Source organism: Bacteroides sp. FSHCM14E1 (assembly GCF_019633785.1).
GTDB lineage: Bacteria > Bacteroidota > Bacteroidia > Bacteroidales > Bacteroidaceae > Bacteroides > Bacteroides hominis.
The window spans coordinates 52945-75073 of the sequence record NZ_JADKYL010000017.1 but is presented as its reverse complement, the minus strand read 5'-3'; the positions used below and the strand labels follow the sequence as shown (position 1 = coordinate 75073).

Genomic DNA, 22129 nt, shown 5'->3' with positions numbered 1-22129 from the left:
TGTTATCTCTAAGTTTTATTTACTATATTCTAAACAATCGGTACGCTTACTTTGTTCACGTGGGACAATAATCTAAAAATAGAATTGATATGAAAACTTTATTCGACGAGATGGAACACGCAGTAAAAAACTGGTGGTTATCTCTTATCTTAGGTATTCTGTACATCATCGTGGCTCTCTGCCTGCTGTTTGCACCGGGAAGCAGTTACATTGCCCTCAGCGTTATCTTCAGCATCTCCATGCTGATCAGTGGTATTATCGAAATCATCTTTTCCATCAGCAACCGGCGAAGCATCTCGTCCTGGGGATGGTATCTCGCAGGAGGTATTATCGACCTGATCTTAGGTATTTACCTGGTAGCCTACCCATTGCTCAGCATGGAAGTCATACCGTTCATTGTCGCTTTCTGGATGATGTTCCGCGGTTTCTCTGCCACAGGCTATTCCATGGACCTGAAACGTTATGGAACCCGTGAGTGGGGATGGTACATGGGCTTCGGTATCCTTGCCATCATTTGTTCGCTGATCATACTCTGGCAACCGGCCGTGGGTGCACTTTACGTTATATACATGCTGGCATTCACCTTCCTGATCATCGGTTTCTTCCGGGTCATGCTCTCCTTCGAACTGAAAAGCCTTCATAAACGATCATCGACGATGAACGATAAATGATAAACAGTGAATGAACTCATATTCACCACAGATTACACAGATTAACACAGATATTTTAATTTAACTCTCAGTAAAATAAATTATTAATCTGTGAGAATCCGTGTAATTCTGTGGTGAATCATGGCTCCCCTAATCGTTCATCATTCACTAATACATCGTTTTCATGAACCGGAACAATGTTGTTCTGGACACCCCCATTTTTTCCGCCAGTTCCGAGTAAGTAGTTCCTTTGTCAAGTTCTCTGGTTAGTACCCGCTTGTTGGCACTCAGCAATTTAATTTTAGGCGTATCCCCCTTTCTTCTGCCTAAAGTCATTCCTTCCTGTTTTCTACGTGCAAGTGCTTCTTTGGTACGCATCGAAATCAGGTTCCTTTCGATTTCCGCCATCAGCCCGAATGCAAATCCCAGCACCTTACTGTTGATGTCGTCCTGAAACACATAGCCTTCTTTGGTGCTATAAAGCACCACCTGCTTCTTGATACAGAAATTCAGGATAGTCATAATCTCGAGCAATGTACGGCTCAGCCTCGAAATCTCCGTTACAATCAGTGTATCCCCCGGGTGCATCCTTTTCAGTAACTCTGATAATTTCCTGTCTTTTGTGCTTACGCTTCCACTGATAGTCTCTGTGTACCACTTGTCGATCGATAATCCATTTTTCTCTGCAAATCGCAAAATCTCTTCTTTCTGATTAGCTAAAAACTGTTTTTCCGTACTTACTCTCAAATAAGCTATTACCATAATTTCATGTTTTTAATTGATTAATACACCACGAAAGAACGGCTATTCATCCAAATTCGGGACACTTTTTCACTCTCCTTTTTCATCGGACCATTTGGGTATTTATGACACTTTCATTCGTCTATACTTTATGGCTATTGATTTTTTACTAATTTCCTGCAAATTTTCTGCCTTACCGCTCAAAATCTTTTTTATTAGAATCATTGTTGTTGAACACACTAAAAAAAACAAGAAAATGGAAATTGAAAAGTTCATTAAATCTTTAGCCAAGAAGGCTAAGTTAGGTGGTCGTTACAGTACAGCCAACACTTACATTTACACCCTGCACAGTTATCAGAAGTTTGCAGGAAAAGATTCGCTTACTTTTGAAGAAATCACTCCCGAGAGCATCAAGGAGTACGAACAGTATTTGCTTTTGAGTGGGAAAAGGCATAATACGATCTCACTCTATATGCGCATGTTACGTTCCATTTGCAATCAGGCCATCGAGCAAAACCTGGCTTCACTCAATACGCGGGAGTTATTCGAGAATGTTTTCATCGGCAACGAACCTACCGCCAAACGGGCTATTTCGCCTTCCATCATCTCCCGTCTGCTGGGGGCCGATCTGGGTAAGAACAGTAAGCTCGATTTTGCCCGCGACCTCTTCTTGCTGAGCTTCTATCTGCGTGGAATCCCATTTGTCGACCTGGTGCACCTCCGCAAAACGGACGTGAGAGGGAAAACACTGGTTTACTTCCGTCAGAAAACGGGTCAGCAGCTTACGGTCATCATAGAAAGCTGTGCCAAAGCGATTCTGAGGAAATATGCGGCACTCTGTGCAGACTCCATCTATCTGCTGCCGGTCATTAGCGCAGCCGGTGAAGAAGGGCATAAGCAATACCGGAGTGCGCTGAGGGTGTATAACAAACGACTCAACCAGATATCTGAAATACTTAAGCTGAAGACTCCGCTCACTTCTTATGTAGCACGCCATAGCTGGGCCACCACAGCCCTGCAAAAGGGAGTTCCGGTTTCAGTAATCAGTGCCGGCATGGGGCATGCTTCGGAAAAGGTGACATACATTTACCTGGCTTCTTTTGATAATAAAACACTGAGTAATGCGAATAAAAAAGTAATTGCTGCCGTGAGACTAAAGAAGGAAGAAGAGTGATATAAATGGTTCTCTTACTTATTAGGTAATAGAACAAAGCGATCCCTTACTTATTAGGTAATAGAACAGATTTGTTTGTTTTATCGCTGCAAAAGTAGAGATAAAAATTGAAATATCACAAACAAAATGATAATTTCTTTTCCAATAAAGTGGATAATAATCAGTTTAAATATCAGTTTGAAATAATTTATTCATATAATAGAAAGATTAGTCATAATTCCTGTTTGATGTAATTACTCAAACAGGAGTTACCAAATTGCGATAATTTTACATCGTAGTTATATAAGCTACCCCCTCTTTTATGTTTAGTTAACCTCTCCAAGCCATATTTTATATCTTTTCGTTATTCTGCATTCTATTACCTAATAAGTAAGGGAACAAATTGTAATGCACACAGCAAGATGATGGTGGATCAAGCACTGCCAACTATTACCTACACTCCTATAGATACATTATGAAACAGGTATTGCGGTTTAATAAAGTTATAAAAAGGATAGTATTCGCCGGAGATTTAATTCTCTTGAATGGTATCTTTCTATCTCTGTACGCACTCTTAGGAAGTAAATTCTTTGCAGACCCATTTACACACTCACTTCCACAGGTTTTAGTATTACTCAACTTATGCTATCTGGTTAGCAACATGACATCGGGCGTCATACTGCATCGCCGCGTAGTACGTCCCGAACAAATTGTATGGCGCGCCATACGCAACAGCGCCGGACACGCCCTATTCTTCTCCTGCGCCCTCACCTTTGGAAACTTCGGTATCCTCTCCGCACGTTTCTTCCTGATATTCTATCTCACGTTCACCACGCTGTTAGTCTGCTACCGTCTGTTGTTTCGCAGACTCCTGAAATGCTACCGCAAGCATGGAGGAAACTCCCGCAGCATCATTCTCGTGGGCAGCAACAGCAATATCATCGAACTGTATCATCAAATGACGGACGATGTCACTTCCGGATTTCGTGTCATCGGATACTTCGACGACCAGCCCGGCAGCCGCTTTCCCGAAAAAGTGAAATATCTGGGACAACCCCGCAAGATTGTGGATTATCTGAAACGGGGAGGAATCGAACAAGTCTATTGCTGCCTGCCATCCGCCCGCAGCGAGGAGATACTCCCCATCATCGATTATTGTGAGAATCACCTGATACGCTTCTTCAGCGTCCCTAACGTACGCAGTTATCTTAAACGCCGGATGTACTTCGAGCTTCTGGGCAACGTGCCCGTACTCTGCATCCGTCAGGAGCCTCTCAGTTTCACCGAAAACCGCTTCAGGAAGCGTACGTTCGATATCGTTTTCTCCCTGCTGTTCCTGTGCACGCTCTTCCCCGTTATCTATATCATCGTCGGACTGACCATCAAAATCACCTCACCGGGCCCCATCTTCTTCAAGCAGAAGCGAAGCGGAGAAGACGGACGCGAGTTCTGGTGTTACAAGTTCCGTTCCATGAAAGTAAACGCACAGAGCGACACCCTGCAAGCCACCTTGCACGATCCGCGTAAAACCCGATTCGGCAACTTCCTGCGTAAAAGCAGCATCGATGAACTGCCGCAGTTCATCAACGTACTGTTGGGCGACATGTCGGTAGTGGGCCCCCGCCCTCACATGCTGAAACATACGGAGCAATACTCACAACTGATCAACAAATACATGGTCCGCCATTTTGTGAAGCCGGGTGTCACCGGCTGGGCACAAGTCACCGGTTTCCGCGGCGAAACCCACGAACTGTGGCAAATGGAAGGGCGTGTGCAACGGGACATCTGGTATATCGAGCACTGGACCTTCATGCTCGATTTATATATAATATATAAAACTGTAAGAAATGCGTTAGAAGGAGAAAAAGAAGCTTATTAAAACAAAGAGTTCACCACGGATTACACAGATTAACACAGAATCTTAAACCTTAAATATCAAGGGGATAATCTGTTAATCTGTGTTAATCTGCGTAATCTGTGGTGAGCCACCCCATATAGTAATATTCTAAAATTAAGATAAATGACAAAAAGACTACTTTTTTTTACGTTAACCTGTATCCTGCTGGCTTCCTGCCAGTCCTACAAGAAAGTGCCTTATCTGCAAGACTCGGGAGAGGTGCAGCGTGCCGTTGCGGAAGCCAAGCTTTATGATGCACGCATCATGCCGAAGGACCTGCTCACCATCGTCGTGTCCTGCACCGACCCCGAACTGGCTGAACCGTTCAACCTCACTGTAGCAACTCCCGTCAGCGCCTCACAGAACAACCTGACCAGCCAGCCGGCACTCCAGCAATACCTGGTAGACAACCGGGGCAATATCGAATTCCCGATACTGGGCACCCTGCACATCGGCGGGCTGACCAAAAGCGAGGCGGAAACACTGATCAAAGGGAAGTTAAGCGACTATATCAAAGAATCGCCCATCGTCACCGTCCGTATGGCCAATTATAAGATCTCTGTCATCGGCGAAGTAAACGCTCCCGGAACTTTCACCATCAGCAACGAAAAGGTCAACCTCTTCGAAGCCCTTGCCATGGCAGGCGACATGACCGTGTACGGATTGCGTGACAACGTCCGCCTGATCCGCGAGGACGCCGACGGACACCAGCACATCATCACGCTGGACATGAACCGGGCAGATATCGTCCAATCGCCCTATTACTACCTGCAACAGAACGACATCCTGTATGTCACCCCCAATAAGACCAAGGCAAAAACAGCCGACATCAGCACCAGCACCACCATCTGGTTCTCCGTGGTAGGCACGCTTGTGTCGCTTGCCAGTTTAATCATTACAATCGCCAAATAAAGAAACCCCGAAAATGAAAGAAGACTTATACGACGATCTATACGAAGAAAAAGAAGAGAAAATAGACTTCCACGCCATGCTGTTCCGCTACATCATCCGGTGGCCCTGGTTCGTGGCTTCGATCATCCTCTGCCTGGCGGGAGCATGGTTATACCTCCGGCAGACCACTCCGGTCTACAACATCTCGGCCTCCGTAGTCATCAAGGACGATAAGAAAGGGGGCAACAGTGGAGGAAACCTCACCGCGCTCGAAGGCCTGGGTCTGGTCAGCTCGGTATCGAACATCGACAACGAGATTGAAATACTACGTTCCAAAACGCTGGTCAAGCATGTGGTCAGCGAACTGAACCTATACACCACCTATACAGCCAAAGGCAGTTTCAACGAAACGGAACTTTATAAAAATTCGCCGGTACTGGTGGGACTCACTCCGCAAGAAGCGGACAAGTTAGCAGCGCCGGCCGTGTTCGAACTCACCCTGTCGCCCGGCAACCGGCTCGACGTGAAAGCCACCATCGGAGAGAGCTCCTACAGTAAAAAGTTCTCCAAGCTGCCGGCCCTGCTCACTACTCCCGCAGGCACGTTCACGTTTACGCTTGCCCACGACTCCGTCACCGTCAAAGAACCGCAGACGCTCACCGCCGTTGTCAGCAATCCCCTGTGGACAGCTAAAGGCTATGCGGGAGCACTCAGTGTAGAACCGACGTCCAAAACCACCTCTATCGTTATCGTCTCTTTAAAGAACACCAACAAGCGCCGTGGCGAGGACTTCATCAACCGGCTGATCGAAGTCTACAACCGGAACACCAACAACGACAAGAACGAGGTGGCGGAGAAAACGGAAGAGTTCATCGCCGGACGCATCCGCATCATCAACGACGAGCTGTTCAGTACCGAAAAGGAATTGGAAAACTTCAAACGGGATGCCGGACTGACGGACCTGGCAAGCGATGCCCAACTGGCCGTCAGCGAAAACTCCGCCTACGAGAAACAACGGGTGGAGAACGGCACCCAGCTCAACCTGGTACGCTACTTAGGCGAATATATCTCCGCTCCGGACAAGCTCAACACCGTGTTGCCCGTCAACGTCGGCCTGACCGACCAGTCCCTGTCCACCCTTATCAGCCAGTATAACGAAATGGTGCTCCAACGCAACCGCCTGCTGCTCAATTCTTCGGAAACCAACCCGGTGATCGTGAATCTGGATACCAGCATCCGTGCCATGCGCGAAAACATCCTGACCACCATCCACAGCGTTCAGAAAGGTTTGCTGATCACCAAAGCCGACCTCGACCGGCAGGCCAACAAGTTCAACCGCCGCATCAGCAATGCTCCCGCCCAGGAACGCCAGCTTGTCAGCATCTCGCGCCAGCAGGAAATCAAAGCCGGACTCTACCTGATGCTGCTCCAGAAACGGGAAGAAAACTCCATCGCGCTGGCTGCCACTGCCAATAATGCCAAAATCGTAGACGAAGCCATGGCCGACAACGGTCCCGTCTCACCCAAGACAAAGACGGTCTACATGATCGCGCTCCTGATGGGGATAGGCATCCCCGTAGCCGTCATCTACGTCATGGGCCTGCTCCAGTTCCGCATAGAAGGACGGGCGGACGTGGAGAAACTGACTTCCGTCCCTATCATCGGAGACATCCCCCTGGCGGAAGAGGGAGAAGGGAAGCAGGGAAGCATCGCCGTCCGCGAAAACGAAAACGACCTGATGGCGGAAACCTTCCGGGGCATCCGCACCAACCTGCAATTCATGCTGGGCGAAGAGAACAAAGTGGTCCTGGTCACCTCCACCATCAGCGGCGAAGGAAAAACATTCGTAGCCACCAACCTTGCCATCAGCCTCTCGCTGCTCGGCAAGAAAGTAGTCATCGTGGGACTCGACATCCGCAAGCCGGGACTGAACAAAGTATTCTCCCTTTCGCACAAAGAGAAAGGAATCACTCAATACCTGGCCAATCCGCAGCATACCGACCTGCTGTCTATGGTGCAGCCCTCGGAGATATCACCCAACCTGAGTATCCTCCCCGGTGGAACAGTTCCGCCCAACCCCACCGAGCTGCTGGCACGCCAGGCTTTGGTGCAGGCCATTGATATTCTGAAAAGGCACTTCGACTACGTGATACTCGACACCGCCCCCATCGGGCTGGTCACCGACACACAGATCATCGCACGGGTAGCCGACCTCTCCGTTTACGTATGCCGTGCCGACTATACGCATAAAGCCGACTATACCCTGCTCGAGGATCTTCGTCTGGGCAACAAACTTCCGAACCTGTGTACCGTCATCAACGGGCTCGACATGAAAAAACGGAAATACGGTTATTACTATGGATACGGAAAATACGGACGCTACTACGGGTACGGCAAAAAGTACGGCTATGGATATGGTTACGGCCAAAAACACACTTAGACATCTCTATGATTTTATAAAATATGAAGAATTAATTATTTGTTACACTTATGCCATGAAAACCAAACCGCTATAAGAGTTAATTAAATTAACTTTTATAGCGGTTCAATTTCCATTTTAAAACATCAATGTAATTTTTTATCATCAATCACATTAAAACACGGACACTGCTTTATCCATTCCTCGGGCTCGATCTCCCCATTGGCGTTCAAGTCCGGACTCAGATCCCGGTGGCCACACACACGGCTGCCGGGGTACTGTTTTAGCAGAGTCTTCACCAACACCCGCATCGAATGCACCTGCCACTCCGTCCGGGTATCCTTGGGACGTCCCCTCGCATCCAGCCCTCCTTCATAACAGATACCGATACTCGTCGCATTGTGCCCTTTGGCATGCGCCCCTATTTTCTCTACCGGACGAGTGGACACAATCCGCCCGTCCTTGCGGATATAGAAGTGATACCCCGGCCCGTTGAAGCCACGCCTGCGATGGCAGACATCCAGATCGAACTCCGTAAAGCACCGGTCTTCCCTCGTTGCGGAGCAATGAATCACGATTAAGTCGATTTTCCTCATACCCCCTCCTTCACTTTTCGACATTCCTCCCGCTGAGAAACATCAGGAACGCGATCACCCATTCCAAGATTCTTTGTAACTTCTTCATCGTTGCTTTGCTATATTAAGTTGTTTTACGTTTACACCACAGATTTCACAGATTATCACAGATTTAAATATGAAAATCAATTGCAGAAAAAATAAATTCTTCATCTGTGATAATCTGTGAAATCTGTGGTGCGAATTCATGCCGTCGGGTCATCCACAATCCCCCCGTCGCCGTCGCCCTTTTGCGCCGCCCGGGTGCTCACCTTGCTGAAGCTGAGTGTCTTCATCGCATCCGCCAGCACAGGCCCCGGACGGAAGTTCACCCTCGCCTTGCTGATATTCGCCGCTTTGAAATCCTCCGGCTTTTCAGCTCCCTTGCTTCTCAGGCCCACCTGAAACGTGCCGATATTGCCCAGCCGTACAATCTCTCCCCTCGACAGCCCGTCTACCATTTCATCCTCCAGCGCCTTCAGCACCGCCACCACATCCGCCGAGTGCACCGTACAGGCCTTTTCCACCCGGGTCGAGATCTCGTCCAGACCCACATCGCCACTCGCCTGTGCCTGGGCATAATACTTGGCGGGATCATCCTTCTTCTGCATGTTCTTGCGCGCCACTACCGAATACGTAACTTCTTTACTCATAATCGTACTTTCTTTTTAGAGTTAAACATCTGTTTTTCAATCACATTTCAAAGATACGACAACCTCGATGCGCCAATGACAAGGAAAGAGCGCCGATGACGAAGTTTGACGAAAAAAGAGTATAAAAACACGCTGCATTCCGGGTGTTTTTTCGTATATTTACGGTAGATAACAATCAGATAATCAAAACCATGAACCAAAGAAAAGAAGAAGACACAACCGAAGCCGATTTCATTATCCGCTCGTACACCAAAGCCGAACTTGCACAACTTTACTGCCCGGGCCTCGACCCGGTGCTCGCCCTGCAGAAACTCTACCGCTGGATGCGTAAAAACACTGCCCTGACCCGGGCACTGTCCGAAGTCAATTACAACAAATACCGCCACAGCTTCCTCAAGCGTGAAGTCGGGCTGATAGTGCATTACCTGGGAGAACCTTGATTTCACCACAGAGAAGAGCCCACCACAGATTACACAGATTATCACAGATCAAGAATTTATTTTTCCCGGAATTGATCTTTTAATTTAAATCCGTGTTAATCTGTGTAATCTGTGGTGAAAACCGTGAAAAAGACTTAGACGTTTCCCCCGAAACATCCAAGTCTTTTAGTAGAAACTCTTAAGTCTTTTCAGAAAAGGCTTAAGAGTTTTTTCATACATTCGCCTTCCCCCTATCCTTTTTGAGAAGGTTCAAAGGCTCAAGGCTCACTCTACAAGCATCATTACGCCCACTTACGGTGAGTCTTACGATATTTTCCATCCTCTTTCACAACGAGTTCCAAGTCTACAGTCTTCTTAAAAAGCCTCTTGGCAGTGGACTGGGGAATTCCCATTTTCACCGCCTTTTCTACCATCTCGGCGAAGGTAAAAGTTCCTGAAAAAGATTGTAATACCGGCCGTAACCTGAAATAAGGCTTCAGAGGTTTGGAGTTCGTTTCACTCTTCTGCACACTGGTAGACAGCAGCAAGCTATGCTCCAGGAGCACATCCGTCATCAGCATGGCAGTATGGAAATCTTCGTCCGAACACACATACTGCGGCATCGCCCAGGCACACTCCCCCTTGCGGAGAGCAGTGAGCACACCCGCTATCCGACTTGCCATCAATCCGTGACGCAGCACGATCGCCCCGGGCGAATCATCCCGCTCGTTCACCACCTCGGACAGGTGAGAGGAGAAACGAGACGTATGCTCCTCCCATTGCGCAGCCGTAAACGTGACCTCCGTGGGAGACTGAAGCAAGAACAGGTGTAACTCCAACAGCCTGTGACTCAGACGGGCAAACACCGATTGATGATCTTCACCCCCTGCCCGGGGAGCGGCCGAACGCCAACACCAATCACTCTGTCCGGTATAGATCAGAAAACGGCTGTACAATCCACTCTCCAACGAAGGTATGAAACGCGCCAACTGATTCGGAGTACCGGCGAAACACAATGCCAAGCGTGGATGGTGGGCTACCACCTGGCGCCCGTTCACCTTAAAATCGGCCGAAACCACCTCGTGCTGAAAAGCCGCCCGAAACACGTCATCATGCTTTCCGTACTCATTGCGGATAGCTCCCGACACCATGTCCAGCTCCGTAGCGTTGATGCAGCACCCTAACTTGCCGCTCTCCTCCAATGCACTGATCAGCAAACTCTTCGACACATTGGGCGAAAGTGTCAGCAATTTACGGGCAGGCTCTTTGGGACGCAGCGAAAAGTCCGGCGAACGCTTCTCCGCCTGCGCCTTTTTCAGCTCCAGCTCCCACTCGAAGAAAGCCTTATCATACACCAGACGCATATCCTCGTTCTGCTTCTCATAATACCGGTGAATCTCTCCGGGCAATATGCCGGCAAGCGACACCACCCCCTTTCCGCCTCCGGCATGGGCAATCACCATGTAATACAGGTGCGGCGAGTAGTACACCTGATCATACAAAACACGCACCTCGGGCAGACAAGCGCTGATGTTGGCAACCATCGCCGTCAGCAACATGTCACGCTCCCGATAGCTGCCCGCCACCTTTACTCCCTCCGCAAGCACCTCGGGCAGATGCTCGAACACCTCTTCGGGAAAGTAAGGCGCCTGTCGTCTGTAAGCTTCACTTTTTCCGAACAAGAGATCTTCCAAATCATCCCCCTCCTCTTCCCCGTGAGGGGTATAAAGTGAGCCTTGAGCCTTTGAGCCCTTTTCTTCCCCGACAGCGTCCGCCTTTCTGACAGAAGCATACTGATAACCAGAGAATAACGTTTTCTCAATCTCTCCGCTTCCGAAATCAGCCTGCGCATATTTCTCAACCACTGTTTTTTGCAACAGCCGCATTTCCTCCGGCGAAAAACCTTTATACCGGGCATAACGTCCCAACTTCAACATAAACGCATGACGCCCTCCCGTCGCAAACGGGTTCCGGACATCAAAATCATTCAGGAAAGCCTGCATAAAGCCATTCCCCGCTTCGGGAGCAACGCCTGCCGGACGAGCTCCGTCCACCGCCTGCGCAGGATATTCCCCTTCCGCCTGCGGCAGTCCGTCCGCCTGCTCCCGCCACGGAAACACCCCGGCAGCGGGATTATAATACGCCTCCGGATCATACGAAGCGTAACACGCCCGCCCCAAATCACGGCACGACATATCGCAAGGATGCCCCAACACGCGCTCCAACTCACGGGCGACGACAGGATAAGCCGCCGCGTATTGCCCGGCATTCTCCGCATCGATGCGCACAATCAGCTTCAACCCCTCACCCGAGATACTGACAAAGGCCTCCACCACATAAGGCAGCGCCTTGGCCTTCTCCTTCATCCCGGACAGTTTCTCCGGACAGTGGTCAAAGTCGAACAGTGCCAGTCCGCTCAGCCGGCTCACCTGGTTCGCCGCATGTCCGCCCCGGCACCTGCCGGCTACCACCACTGCATTCAGGGCACCCTTCAGCTTCTTGGCTTCCTCGGCCATCCCCGTCTGCATCCACCGCCGATACGACTCGGCAAGCACCTTCCAGCGTGCTCCCCTGAGGTCATTATGAAACTCTTCCAGCAAAATCTCTTCCGCCTTCTTTTCCCACACATGGAGGAAAAAGGAAATTGTAAACTCTCTCTTTTTCATTGAGTATTAAATTTTAATGTTTTTAATCCCGATCCGCCGCCAAGCACACAAAGCAAAACCCTTGCCACTACGCATCCTCTGCAATGAACCATGATGCAAAAGAACAACAAACTTTTTACACTTCCGAATGTTAAAACCGCCGTAAAAGTCTCTTCGGAAAGCCTCCACACCTACCCACACGCCACTTTCACCGTCCGCCTCCCGGCTCTTTTTAACGCCCGAATTTATTTTCTCACCTCCCGCTTCCGCTCCTGATCCTTCACCGTGTTACTCAGGAAGCGGCACAACCGTTTCATCTCCCGCATCTCCTCCCTCGAGAGCGGTTTGGGAAGCTCACGCACCAAGGCAAACACCTGTCCGGACAGTTCTCTAAGCAACTCATTCGAGTTCTTTAACTTGTAGTTTTTTTTCCATAATCATTAAATTTAAAATATATGTTAATTATTAAAACTCACAAAAGTACAATCCAAAGATTAAAAATTCATTATTTTTTCTATTTTAATGAACAATTTATTGCATTTAGTAAATTTATATCTATCTTTGCAGCAAAATCAAACGTAAGATTCGGTTTACCCAAGCAGACAACTGTGACAGGTAACCGCGTAGCGTATCCGGGAGCGTCCCTCCCACTTTCTCAAACCATACTCCCCAACCGACATGAAATCCTGGCTTGCCGCCTACGTCCGTCTCTATCACGAAAAGAAAACCCGTGACCGCCTGACGGCAATGGGCATCGAAAGTTTCCTGCCCGTGCAGGAAGAAATCCATCAATGGAGCGACCGCCGCAAAAAGATAGAGCGCGTAGTCATTCCGATGATGATCTTCGTACACGTCGATCCGGCAGAACGGGCCGAAGTGCTGACCCTCTCGTCCGTCAGCCGCTACATGGTGCTGCGCGGCGAAAGTACCCCCGCCGTCATCCCCGACGAGCAGATGGAACGTTTCCGCTTCATGCTCGACTACTCCGAAGAAGCCATCGAAGTGTGCTCCTCCCCCCTCGCCCCCGGCGAACAGGTGCGAGTGATCAAAGGTCCGCTTACCGGACTGGAAGGCGAACTGGTGACCATCAACGGCAAAAGCAAGGTGGCGGTAAGGCTGGATATGCTGGGCTGCGCCCATGTGGATATGCCGGTGGGGTTCGTGGAGAGAGTGGGAAAGATGGAGGCGGTGAGATGAAGGATATCAATAGATAAAAGAAACGACAGACAATGAAAGGAATTGTTTTAGCCGGTGGTTCGGGTACACGCCTCTACCCCATTACTAAGGGAGTCAGTAAACAACTACTGCCTATTTTCGACAAGCCTATGATTTATTATCCTATCTCAGTACTCATGCTATCGGGTATTCGAGAGATACTAATCATTTCCACCCCCATCGATTTACCCGGATTCAAAAGGCTGTTAGGCGATGGCTCAGATTTTGGCGTTCGTTTCGAATACGCAGAACAGCCCTCACCCGACGGCTTGGCACAGGCATTTATCATCGGACAGGAGTTCATTGGAAACGATTCGGTATGTTTAGTACTGGGAGATAACATCTTTCATGGTCCCGGATTTACCCAATTACTAAAAGAAGCAGTGCGCACGGCGGAAGAAGATAAAAAAGCAACTATTTTCGGTTATTGGGTAAGCGATCCCGAACGATACGGAGTCGCAGAATTCGATAAATCGGGCAACGTTCTTCATATAGAGGAAAAGCCTGAAAACCCAAAGTCCAATTATGCAGTAGTAGGACTCTACTTCTATCCCAACAAAGTGGTTAAAGTTGCACAGAACATCCAACCTTCCCCTCGTGGAGAATTAGAGATAACGACCGTTAATCAGCATTTTCTTGATGACAAGGAGTTAAAGATGCAACTTTTAGGGCGTGGGTTTGCCTGGCTGGATACCGGCACACACGACTCCCTATCCGAAGCTTCCACCTTCATCGAAGTAATCGAAAAACGCCAAGGTTTAAAAATAGCCTGTCTTGAAGGGATCGCCTTAAGACAAGGATGGATTACACCGGATAAAATACGCCGACTGGCGGAGCCGATGCTAAAAAACCAATACGGACAATACTTGCTAAAAGTTATAGACGAATTAGACAAACAGAAATGAATGTAATAAAAACAGCCATCGAAGGATTAGTAATCATCGAGCCCCGGCTTTTTAAGGATGATCGGGGATACTTTTTCGAATCATTTTCCCAGAAAGAATTTAATGAAAAGGTGGCTCCTTTGACTTTTGTACAAGACAACGAGTCCCAATCCTGCTATGGAGTCATTCGGGGACTACATTTCCAGAAACCACCCTACACACAAAGTAAATTGGTGCGTGTCATTAAAGGTTGCGTACTGGATGTAGCGGTGGACATCCGCCAAGGCTCCCCTACTTTCGGGCAGCATGTAGCAGTAGAATTGACCGGTGAGAATCATCTTCAGTTTTTTATTCCCAAAGGATTTGCGCACGGCTTTGCGGTATTAAGTGAAGAAGCTGTGTTCCAATATAAGTGTGATGAATTTTATCATCCGGAAAGCGAAGGAGCCGTAGCGTGGGATGATCCGGATTTAGGGATCGATTGGAGAATTCCAAGAGGAGAAGTAGCGCTGAGTGAAAAGGATAAGGGGCATAAAAGACTGAAAGAGGTATCAAATAATATACACTTCTCATAATCAGACTTTTCAGTTCATTTTTTCAAGAATCGCAAACAGTTAAGTAATGAAAATAATACATATAAGCAATCTACCGGCCAAACTCATTCAACGCAAACCGGCACACTCGGATTTTTACATCAAAAGCCTCTTGGAAGACAATGATATCAATTTTGAAATAATCAATCCCTCGAAATTTGGAACTAACAAAATAATAGCGAATATACGCCTAATTATTGCTGTTTTAAAATCAAATCCCGATATAATATACAATCCTAGGGGACTGCACATTTTAGTCATGTTACGAGCTATCAGATTTTTAAAAGCACAGATCATCACTTGGAAATATACTGCTCCCCAAGAAACTCCTCCTTTAATAAACTATATTTTAAGGAAAATATACTGGAGAGGTTTTGATAGAATATACATGATATCTAAATCGCATATGCAAGATGCGATAAGAAACAATATATTAACTTCAGAACAAGTATACAATTTAAATTTAGGAGTTGATTATCAATGGTTTAAGTCTAACATCAATTTCACTACCCAAACACACGAATTTACAATTGTAGCTACGGGAAAAGATAGCAGAGACTACCACACACTCTGCGAAGCTTGTGTATGCACAAAAGCCCAATGTATCATTTTAACTCGAAAGCACCCTGAAAATATAATTGTTGAAAAAAAATACAGGCAATACTCAAACATCAACTTTATTTTCATAGAAGACTTAAATTTAAAAAAAGACGAAGAGTATACCTACATAATGAATCAAATGTCAAAAGCATCTGTAGCAGCCATACCTTGCCACAAAAAAGAATATGGAGTAGGCTATACACAGGTTATAGAATCATTACCATATTCTATTCCTATCCTGCTAACTGACAACAAAGACATTCCTTTAAATGTAGAAAAACACCAGATAGGTTTTTTAATAGCTCCTTATGATGTAGAAAAATGGATATACCATATCAAGCGACTAAAAGATGATAAAAATTTAGTCAAGCAATTAGGAATTAATGCTCAACAATTAATGAAGGCAGAGTACAATGCTCAACAAACCTACAAGCTCATAAAAGAAGATTTATATGCAATATATAAAAAAAAGCACAGTATCACATCATAGGAAAGAATCTAAAATATTCATAGCATTTCATTATTTCCTAATTTATTGTGCCATATCATTTGGAGGTATGGCTCTGCCAGCCTATATTGGAAACGACCTCTTTCAAGTTTTTATATTAACCATATGTGGAATTTACATATTCTTATATAAGAAAGAAACTCTTTTCACCAGTCGCTTCATTCTTTTTTTAGCAGTTCTATTTATCTCAATGTTGGTAACTGTATTCTTTTCAACATTAAGTATTGGCTCAACATTAAGTATCATATGCACACTGATGATTATTTATACAACGATCCATATAGATAAAAGAAACTTTCTAAAACGATTTCTTAATATCATATTCATATTGGCCATCATCAGTTTTTTTTTATATTCAGCGACATTATTATTCGGTTTTTCAGCATTTAGTCCACTCCTTCCATTTTTATCCACCTCCTCTTCTAACTACGAGCTTTATAGTTATGGAGGATTTCTATACCGTTTTGTTCCACTTCATATCGGCAGAAATTGCGGACCTTTCGGAGAGCCAGGACAATATCAGTGTATATTAGCAGTAGCATTATATTTTTCTTTATTCAAGGCACGCCTTTTAAGAAAACAAGATCGGATAAAATATATAATTGTATTCACAATAGTTTTACTCACAACACAATCAACAAGCGGATACATATCCTTATGTATCATTATCATATGCTTTGCGCAGTACCCATCCTCTAAAATATCTCCTAAAATAAAAAAATACTTTACCGCAACCATCATTACAATTGTTTTATTTATAATAATCACTCCATTGGGAAGAGATTTCATCACCACAGCTGTATTTAATAAAATCTACGGAGCAGAAAAGAGAACCACAATCAACCTATCTCAAGGGACAGCAGGAGCTAGAACTCAAAGCATACAAGATTTTTTTACAGAAATCGAAAAAGAACCTTTATCTTTAATGGGAATAGGATACGATGAAATTCACAGATTAAAACTTGATGCATGTGCCGGTTTACCTATACTTCTATTAGCCATAGGCATTCTTCCATTCAGCATTCTTTTTGGCTTCACTTTTTGGTGTCTACACAAAGGCAATAAGAATAAATGGGAAATGCTATGCCCTATATTATTAATTATCAATATGGGACTAGGACAGCCACATATCATGAATCCAGGATTGTTCATAATGGCTTTCTACTCCTTTCTCGCATTAAAAAAACAATAGTTCATACAATGATTCATTTAATTTTAGGCGGAGGCTTAGGAAACCAAATGTTCCAGTATGCTTTTGCACGTTCTTTAGCTTTACAGTATAATGAAAACATATCATTCAATACAATTTTATATAAAGAACTAAAGAATGAAGAACGGAGTTTTTCTCTTGGGCATCTCAACATTAACACAATGTGTATAGTGGAAACTCCCGATGAAAACAAAAGAATATGGGAACTGTTTAACAAACAAATATTCCATCAGAAAATAGCAAGAAAAATTCTGCCAGCATCAATTAGGTGGTGGTGGATGTCCAACCGTAATATATATGCAAACGTATGTGGACCATACAAGTACTATCATCCTCGGCATCGCTCCCAAAACACAACCATCATTCATGGAGGATTCCAAAGCTGGAAATACTTTAAAGAACATCAATCAATGATTAAAGCCGAACTAAAAGTAATAACCCCAATAAGCGAGCCAAACAAGAAGATTTTAAAAGAAATACAAAACTCCAATTCTATTTGCGTACACATCAGGCGAGGTGATTTTTTAAGCGCCCAATTTAGCCCTCACCTTGAAGTCTGCAATAAAGACTACTATGAAAAAGCTATAAAAATGATAAGTTCCCAAATAGAGAATCCGACATTCTTCATTTTCTCCAATACACATGAAGATCTGGTATGGATTAGAAAAAATTACAATATCCCTCAAAACTCTGTTTATGTGGATTTAAACAATCCTGATTATGAAGAATTACGTTTAATGTACAATTGCAAACATTTCATATTATCGAACAGTTCATTCAGTTGGTGGGCTCAATACCTATCTGAAAGCAAAAATAAAATAATAATAGCTCCTAAAATTTGGGATAAAAGAAAAGGTATTGATTTCAGTGACATCTACATGCCCGAATGGATTATTATAAAATAAACACGAAGTGAAAATACTAATTAACTATGCCGATTCTCGATATGCTCAAGCCCGAAAATGGAACTCAAGGACAGGGAAACTAATTGCGAAATTCGACACAATATATGAATTTTCTCCTAATGATATCGATGATAAATTTCAAAAAGAGAATAGGCAAATACTTTTGTCCAAGAGAGGAAACGGGCTATGGTTATGGAAACCCTACATAATAAACAAAGTATTGGAGCAGACTAAAGATGGAGACTTTATTTTTTATTGTGACTCAGGAGCATTTTTCATAAGAAACATAGATACTATTAAGAATCAAGTAAACAAGGAGACCCCTCTATTCGTCTGTGATATTCCTTTGATAGAATCATGTTTCACAAAGCCTGAGTGTTTTGATGAAATGGAATGTAAGGAGGATTTTTTTCACACTTCCAACCAAATAATCGCAACTTATTTAGGCATTTATGTATGCCCTAAAAGTCGGCAATTCATATATGAATGGTTAAGCCTTTGTTGTCGGTATAGTTTAATAAGTCCTGCCGGAAACATTGAATTAAACATCAATAAAAATTATGGAGATTCATTTGTCGCGCATAGGGAAGATCAATCCATTTTTAGTTTATTATGCAAAAAACATCACATATCTCCACACAAAGATATCTCACAAAGAGGAAATGATCCAGAAAGCTATCACAACTCACTATATACATACAAAGTACCCATTCATGAAGAAGACATCTACAAACCCATAATATATTTACATAAATCCCCTCGATTAACACTGGGAATATTTGCGAAAAGACTTTTAAAAAAAATTGCATACAGACTACTACAAAGAAAATGAAAGAGAAAATAAGTATTATAATCCCCATATATAATACTGCAACATATTTGGATCGATGTATATCTTCCATAATTGCACAAAGTTATAAAAATATAGAAATTCTTCTAATAAATGATGGCTCAACAGATAATAGCGGTCACATTTGTTCCATTTGGGCTGCAAAAGATAAACGAATCAAAGTGATTCACAAAAAGAACAGTGGAGTTAGTAATACAAGAAATATGGGATTGTCAATAGCTCAAGGAGAACTTATAGCATTTGTTGACTCAGACGATTATCTGTCGCCCAATATATATGAACGACTTTATTCTTTGATGAAGTACTATTCTTGTGACTTAGCCATCTGCGGACGAACCAGAATTTGTGAAGGCAAAACTATAAAATATGCTGATACCGGTATTCAAATCTTTTATGATGGAAAAATAGATATGAGAAAACTGGGATGCCAGTACGATCTCAACATTAGCGTAAATAAACTCTATAAAAAGCAATATTGGACTAACTTAAGATTTCCGGAAAACATGACTTACGCTGAAGATCTGTTTATTACGCCCGACATACTATCGCAAAGCCACAAAGCAGTCTATACTTCTGAAGGATTATATTATTATTACGAAAGAAATACCTCTGCCTCTTTTATGCTAAACGATCAAAAACTAATAAATGATATTCAAGCAAAAGAAAAATTCTATTCATTCATGTGTAACAAACAAGTAGATACACAAATTGCTTTTGATTGGCTATTTGGCGCATATGTTAGAGGGTATAAGCAGAGTAAAAACAAAAAAAAAGACTTCAAAAGAAAATACAATAGATTCTTTCAGAACCATTTCAGAATTTGTATGAAGAAAACAAAATGCATTCTGTTTTATCTATCACCCTCCAGTTACTTTTTATTTAAATAATAATACCAAATTAATGTCTTCTACTGCTAATAGAGTTATAAAAAATTCAGGGTATCTTTATGCGAATATGGGATTCTCTATGTTTGTATCCTTGTATTCCACAAGATTAATATTGAATGCTTTAGGTACGTCCGACTTTGGAATTTTCGCCATTGTCGGAGGTGCTATCGGAATGTTGGGATTCATTGGGGGCGCAATGAATGTTTCCACCCAGCGTTTTATAAATTACGCAGAAGGAGCTAATAAAAAAGAAACACAAAAAAGTATCTTTAACATAAGCATCATAATCCACTCTATATTATCATTCATTTTTCTTATTGTTCTGGAAATTGCTTTTTATATATTCTTCAACAATATTTTAAACATTCCTCAAGAAAGGGTGTATGCAGCTAAATGTATCTATCAGTTTATGGTATTATCTACGATAATGACTATTTTAACAGTCCCATATAACGCAATCGTAACAGCACATGAAAACATGCTTTATTATGCGAAAATAGGGTTTCTACAAACATTTCTAAAACTATGCATCGCACTGTTCATAACTTATACAATGTATGATAAATTAATCATGTACGGTTTATTAATGGCAATACTATCAATAACTGTTATGATCATCATGCGAATATACTGTCAACGCAAATATGAAGAATGCATAATAAATCCACGTAAATATATTGACAAACAGTTAATGAAAAAAATGATAAAATTTGCAGGGTGGAATATGATAACAACTTCCTCTTCAATGATATCGATGTATGGAATGGGACTTATATTAAACAATATATTTGGAACTATACTAAATGCAGCACAAGGAATAGCAAACCAAATATCAGGGCAGCTAATGGTCTTTTCGAACACAATGTTATCTGCTGTAAATCCAATAATAGGGAAAAAAGCTGGAGAAGGAAACTATAAAAGTTTAGTGGAGACAGCCCAAACCACATCCAAAATGTCATCGTTATTACTTGCTTTTTTCGCAATTCCATTTATAATAGAGGCTCCATGGATAATGCAGATATGGCTTAAAAATGTTCCCGAATGGGCTATCCTTTTTTGCAGATTGGAAATTCTCAGAAATATAATTGATCAATTAGTAAATGGTATTAATGGCGCCATCAATGCAGACGGTAGGATACATCGCTATTCTATTTTTCGAAGCATCTTTAACTTTATCCCCCTACCAATAACATTCTATTTGTTTTCTATAGGTTTCTCACCTATATGGTTATATATTGTATGGATAATCTGTTGGAGCATTTTGGGTGGATCAGTTACTATCTTTTTTTGCCACAAAAATTGTGGTTTGAATATTTATGAATATTATAAAAATGTACTCCTAAAAAGTGTAACTTTATTCCTTATTGTAGGCAGTAGCGGACTGATCCCTCACTATATAATGCACTCCTCCCTAACAAGAACCATATCTGTTTGTTTGACAACATCTATAGTCTTCCTTTTTTCATTTTGGACAATTGCTATTACCCCTAAAGAACGAAACGATTTAAAAAATGTATTATCAACATTCAGAAAGAAAATATATCAAAAATACAAATAGCTCAACCATATGCAATCTATAGCAATATTACTTACAGTTTTCAATCGTAGAAAGAAAACTCTAAGGTGTCTTGATGCTCTTCATTCACAGCTCCCTATAAAAAACTATAGCATTGACATCTATTTAACCAATGACGGATGCACAGACGGTACACCGGAAGCTGTCGCACAAGAATTCCCCAAAGTAAACATAATCCATTCGAAAGGAAATTTGTTTTGGAACCGGGGAATGTACACAGCCTGGGAAGAAGCAACCAAAAGAAAAGAATACGACTATTACCTATGGCTAAACGACGATACATTTATCTATCCAGATAGCATATCAAGATTACTAAACGATAGCATTTCAGTTAAAGATGAAGCAATCATTTGTGGAGCTACATGCTCTGAAAAAGATGGTAAACCCACTTATGGAGGTAGAAACAATAACGGCATTATCCCTCCAAATGGAAGTTTACAAATATGCCAACATTTTAATGGCAATGTCGTTCTAATTCCCCGGTATGTTTACCAAAGAATCGGGAATCTGGACTATACTTATAGTCATGCTTTGGGAGATTTTGATTACGGGCTGAGAGCTGGGAAGTTAGGAATAAAATCCTATCAATCAAAAGAGTACATCGGAACTTGTGAACAGCATAGCAGTTTGGCCAAATGGTGTAATTCAAGTTATCCGTTAAAAGAAAGGATAAGGGTCTTTCACTCCCCCTTAGGAGGCCATCCTAAAGAGAACTTTTATTTTGAGAGAAAACATTATGGAGTCTTTCCGGCGTGTCTTCATTATTTCACTATACATTTAAGATTATTCATTCCACAAATTTGGGAAAAAAGAAAATAG

Annotated in this window: 21 protein-coding genes; 16 read left to right on the top strand and 5 right to left on the bottom strand. The window is 43.4% G+C overall.

The features are described from left to right. Window positions 1-89 precede the first annotated feature (89 nt). Complete coding sequence (locus ISX59_RS19530) at window positions 90-671, top strand: HdeD family acid-resistance protein (RefSeq protein WP_005779854.1); 582 nt, start codon at window positions 90-92, stop codon at window positions 669-671. 147 nt (window positions 672-818) lie between these two features. On the opposite strand, the gene mpi is transcribed toward ISX59_RS19530, so the two are convergent. Then, window positions 819-1412 (bottom strand): serine-type multi-promoter DNA invertase Mpi, encoded by a 594-nt coding sequence (gene mpi / locus ISX59_RS19525; protein ID WP_005779856.1) that lies wholly within the window; start codon window positions 1410-1412, stop codon window positions 819-821. A 235-nt stretch (window positions 1413-1647) separates the two neighbouring features. On the opposite strand from mpi, the gene ISX59_RS19520 reads away from it, so the two are divergent. From ISX59_RS19520 to ISX59_RS19505, 4 genes are all read left to right on the top strand, one after another. Beyond that, the gene (locus ISX59_RS19520; protein WP_220576199.1) at window positions 1648-2565 is read left to right on the top strand and encodes a Tsr19 family tyrosine-type DNA invertase; all 918 of its coding nucleotides are present in this window, start codon (window positions 1648-1650) and stop codon (window positions 2563-2565) included. 454 nt (window positions 2566-3019) lie between these two features. Continuing rightward, window positions 3020-4423: an undecaprenyl-phosphate glucose phosphotransferase gene (locus ISX59_RS19515; protein ID WP_220576198.1), complete on the top strand. Its 1404-nt coding sequence runs from the start codon at window positions 3020-3022 to the stop codon at window positions 4421-4423. Between the two features lie 141 nt (window positions 4424-4564). Continuing rightward, the gene (locus ISX59_RS19510) at window positions 4565-5353 is read left to right on the top strand and encodes a polysaccharide biosynthesis/export family protein (RefSeq protein ID WP_122141694.1); all 789 of its coding nucleotides are present in this window, start codon (window positions 4565-4567) and stop codon (window positions 5351-5353) included. A gap of 13 nt (window positions 5354-5366) precedes the next feature. Next, window positions 5367-7772, top strand: a complete 2406-nt coding sequence (locus tag ISX59_RS19505) for a polysaccharide biosynthesis tyrosine autokinase (protein WP_032530476.1) — start codon at window positions 5367-5369, stop codon at window positions 7770-7772. A gap of 125 nt (window positions 7773-7897) precedes the next feature. Here ISX59_RS19505 and ISX59_RS19500 read toward each other — a convergent pair whose 3' ends face one another. Then, on the bottom strand, window positions 7898-8347 hold the full coding sequence (locus ISX59_RS19500) for an N-acetylmuramoyl-L-alanine amidase (protein WP_005806817.1): 450 nt from the start codon (window positions 8345-8347) through the stop codon (window positions 7898-7900). Window positions 8348-8571: 224 nt separating this feature from the next. Further along, on the bottom strand, window positions 8572-9018 hold the full coding sequence (locus ISX59_RS19495) for an HU family DNA-binding protein (protein ID WP_005779870.1): 447 nt from the start codon (window positions 9016-9018) through the stop codon (window positions 8572-8574). Window positions 9019-9209: 191 nt separating this feature from the next. Between ISX59_RS19495 and ISX59_RS19490 the strand changes: the two genes are divergently transcribed. After that, complete coding sequence (locus tag ISX59_RS19490; protein ID WP_005779872.1) at window positions 9210-9458, top strand: DUF4248 domain-containing protein; 249 nt, start codon at window positions 9210-9212, stop codon at window positions 9456-9458. 281 nt (window positions 9459-9739) lie between these two features. On the opposite strand, the gene ISX59_RS19485 is transcribed toward ISX59_RS19490, so the two are convergent. Together ISX59_RS19485 and ISX59_RS19480 are read right to left on the bottom strand one after the other, a co-directional pair. Continuing rightward, on the bottom strand, window positions 9740-12103 hold the full coding sequence (locus ISX59_RS19485; RefSeq protein WP_220576197.1) for a DUF3987 domain-containing protein: 2364 nt from the start codon (window positions 12101-12103) through the stop codon (window positions 9740-9742). A gap of 224 nt (window positions 12104-12327) precedes the next feature. After that, window positions 12328-12480 carry a hypothetical protein gene (locus tag ISX59_RS19480; protein WP_164932435.1) on the bottom strand — a complete coding sequence of 51 codons (153 nt, stop codon included), beginning with the start codon at window positions 12478-12480 and terminating at the stop codon, window positions 12328-12330. Between the two features lie 280 nt (window positions 12481-12760). Here ISX59_RS19480 and ISX59_RS19475 point away from each other — a divergent pair, with 280 nt between their 5' ends. From ISX59_RS19475 to ISX59_RS19430, 10 genes are read left to right on the top strand one after another with little or no spacing between them, the layout of a single operon-like run. Further along, window positions 12761-13279 carry a UpxY family transcription antiterminator gene (locus tag ISX59_RS19475; protein ID WP_217737668.1) on the top strand — a complete coding sequence of 173 codons (519 nt, stop codon included), beginning with the start codon at window positions 12761-12763 and terminating at the stop codon, window positions 13277-13279. Between the two features lie 32 nt (window positions 13280-13311). Beyond that, window positions 13312-14202, top strand: coding sequence for a glucose-1-phosphate thymidylyltransferase RfbA (rfbA, locus tag ISX59_RS19470; protein ID WP_022012815.1), 891 nt, complete (start codon window positions 13312-13314; stop codon window positions 14200-14202). Beyond that, window positions 14199-14756 carry a dTDP-4-dehydrorhamnose 3,5-epimerase gene (gene rfbC / locus ISX59_RS19465; protein ID WP_220576196.1) on the top strand — a complete coding sequence of 186 codons (558 nt, stop codon included), beginning with the start codon at window positions 14199-14201 and terminating at the stop codon, window positions 14754-14756. Before rfbA ends, rfbC begins: the two co-directional genes overlap by 4 nt. Before the next feature lie 46 nt (window positions 14757-14802). Further along, window positions 14803-15864 (top strand): glycosyltransferase, encoded by a 1062-nt coding sequence (locus tag ISX59_RS19460; protein WP_217737671.1) that lies wholly within the window; start codon window positions 14803-14805, stop codon window positions 15862-15864. After that, window positions 15827-17074 (top strand): hypothetical protein, encoded by a 1248-nt coding sequence (locus ISX59_RS19455; RefSeq protein ID WP_022012575.1) that lies wholly within the window; start codon window positions 15827-15829, stop codon window positions 17072-17074. Before ISX59_RS19460 ends, ISX59_RS19455 begins: the two co-directional genes overlap by 38 nt. A gap of 8 nt (window positions 17075-17082) precedes the next feature. After that, window positions 17083-17997 (top strand): alpha-1,2-fucosyltransferase, encoded by a 915-nt coding sequence (locus ISX59_RS19450; protein ID WP_022012576.1) that lies wholly within the window; start codon window positions 17083-17085, stop codon window positions 17995-17997. Window positions 17998-18004: 7 nt separating this feature from the next. Further along, a complete protein-coding gene (locus ISX59_RS19445) occupies window positions 18005-18829 on the top strand; it encodes a hypothetical protein (protein ID WP_022012577.1) in 825 nt (274 codons plus the stop codon). Then, window positions 18826-19734 carry a glycosyltransferase family 2 protein gene (locus ISX59_RS19440; protein WP_220576195.1) on the top strand — a complete coding sequence of 303 codons (909 nt, stop codon included), beginning with the start codon at window positions 18826-18828 and terminating at the stop codon, window positions 19732-19734. Before ISX59_RS19445 ends, ISX59_RS19440 begins: the two co-directional genes overlap by 4 nt. A 13-nt stretch (window positions 19735-19747) precedes the next feature. After that, window positions 19748-21292 carry an MATE family efflux transporter gene (locus tag ISX59_RS19435; RefSeq protein ID WP_220576194.1) on the top strand — a complete coding sequence of 515 codons (1545 nt, stop codon included), beginning with the start codon at window positions 19748-19750 and terminating at the stop codon, window positions 21290-21292. Window positions 21293-21301: 9 nt separating this feature from the next. Then, window positions 21302-22129: a glycosyltransferase family 2 protein gene (locus ISX59_RS19430; RefSeq protein WP_022012580.1), complete on the top strand. Its 828-nt coding sequence runs from the start codon at window positions 21302-21304 to the stop codon at window positions 22127-22129.

Bases quoted from the DNA above. Each gene is read 5' to 3' on its own strand.
- ISX59_RS19530 (WP_005779854.1), top strand. From the start codon at position 90: ATGAAAACTTTATTCGACGAGATGGAACACGCAGTAAAAAACTGGTGG.
- mpi (WP_005779856.1), bottom strand. From the start codon at position 1,412: ATGGTAATAGCTTATTTGAGAGTAAGTACGGAAAAACAGTTTTTAGCT.
- ISX59_RS19520 (WP_220576199.1), top strand. From the start codon at position 1,648: ATGGAAATTGAAAAGTTCATTAAATCTTTAGCCAAGAAGGCTAAGTTA.
- ISX59_RS19515 (WP_220576198.1), top strand. From the start codon at position 3,020: ATGAAACAGGTATTGCGGTTTAATAAAGTTATAAAAAGGATAGTATTC.
- ISX59_RS19510 (WP_122141694.1), top strand. From the start codon at position 4,565: ATGACAAAAAGACTACTTTTTTTTACGTTAACCTGTATCCTGCTGGCT.
- ISX59_RS19505 (WP_032530476.1), top strand. From the start codon at position 5,367: ATGAAAGAAGACTTATACGACGATCTATACGAAGAAAAAGAAGAGAAA.
- ISX59_RS19500 (WP_005806817.1), bottom strand. From the start codon at position 8,347: ATGAGGAAAATCGACTTAATCGTGATTCATTGCTCCGCAACGAGGGAA.
- ISX59_RS19495 (WP_005779870.1), bottom strand. From the start codon at position 9,018: ATGAGTAAAGAAGTTACGTATTCGGTAGTGGCGCGCAAGAACATGCAG.
- ISX59_RS19490 (WP_005779872.1), top strand. From the start codon at position 9,210: ATGAACCAAAGAAAAGAAGAAGACACAACCGAAGCCGATTTCATTATC.
- ISX59_RS19485 (WP_220576197.1), bottom strand. From the start codon at position 12,103: ATGAAAAAGAGAGAGTTTACAATTTCCTTTTTCCTCCATGTGTGGGAA.
- ISX59_RS19475 (WP_217737668.1), top strand. From the start codon at position 12,761: ATGAAATCCTGGCTTGCCGCCTACGTCCGTCTCTATCACGAAAAGAAA.
- rfbA (WP_022012815.1), top strand. From the start codon at position 13,312: ATGAAAGGAATTGTTTTAGCCGGTGGTTCGGGTACACGCCTCTACCCC.
- rfbC (WP_220576196.1), top strand. From the start codon at position 14,199: ATGAATGTAATAAAAACAGCCATCGAAGGATTAGTAATCATCGAGCCC.
- ISX59_RS19460 (WP_217737671.1), top strand. From the start codon at position 14,803: ATGAAAATAATACATATAAGCAATCTACCGGCCAAACTCATTCAACGC.
- ISX59_RS19455 (WP_022012575.1), top strand. From the start codon at position 15,827: ATGCAATATATAAAAAAAAGCACAGTATCACATCATAGGAAAGAATCT.
- ISX59_RS19450 (WP_022012576.1), top strand. From the start codon at position 17,083: ATGATTCATTTAATTTTAGGCGGAGGCTTAGGAAACCAAATGTTCCAG.
- ISX59_RS19440 (WP_220576195.1), top strand. From the start codon at position 18,826: ATGAAAGAGAAAATAAGTATTATAATCCCCATATATAATACTGCAACA.
- ISX59_RS19435 (WP_220576194.1), top strand. From the start codon at position 19,748: ATGTCTTCTACTGCTAATAGAGTTATAAAAAATTCAGGGTATCTTTAT.
- ISX59_RS19430 (WP_022012580.1), top strand. From the start codon at position 21,302: ATGCAATCTATAGCAATATTACTTACAGTTTTCAATCGTAGAAAGAAA.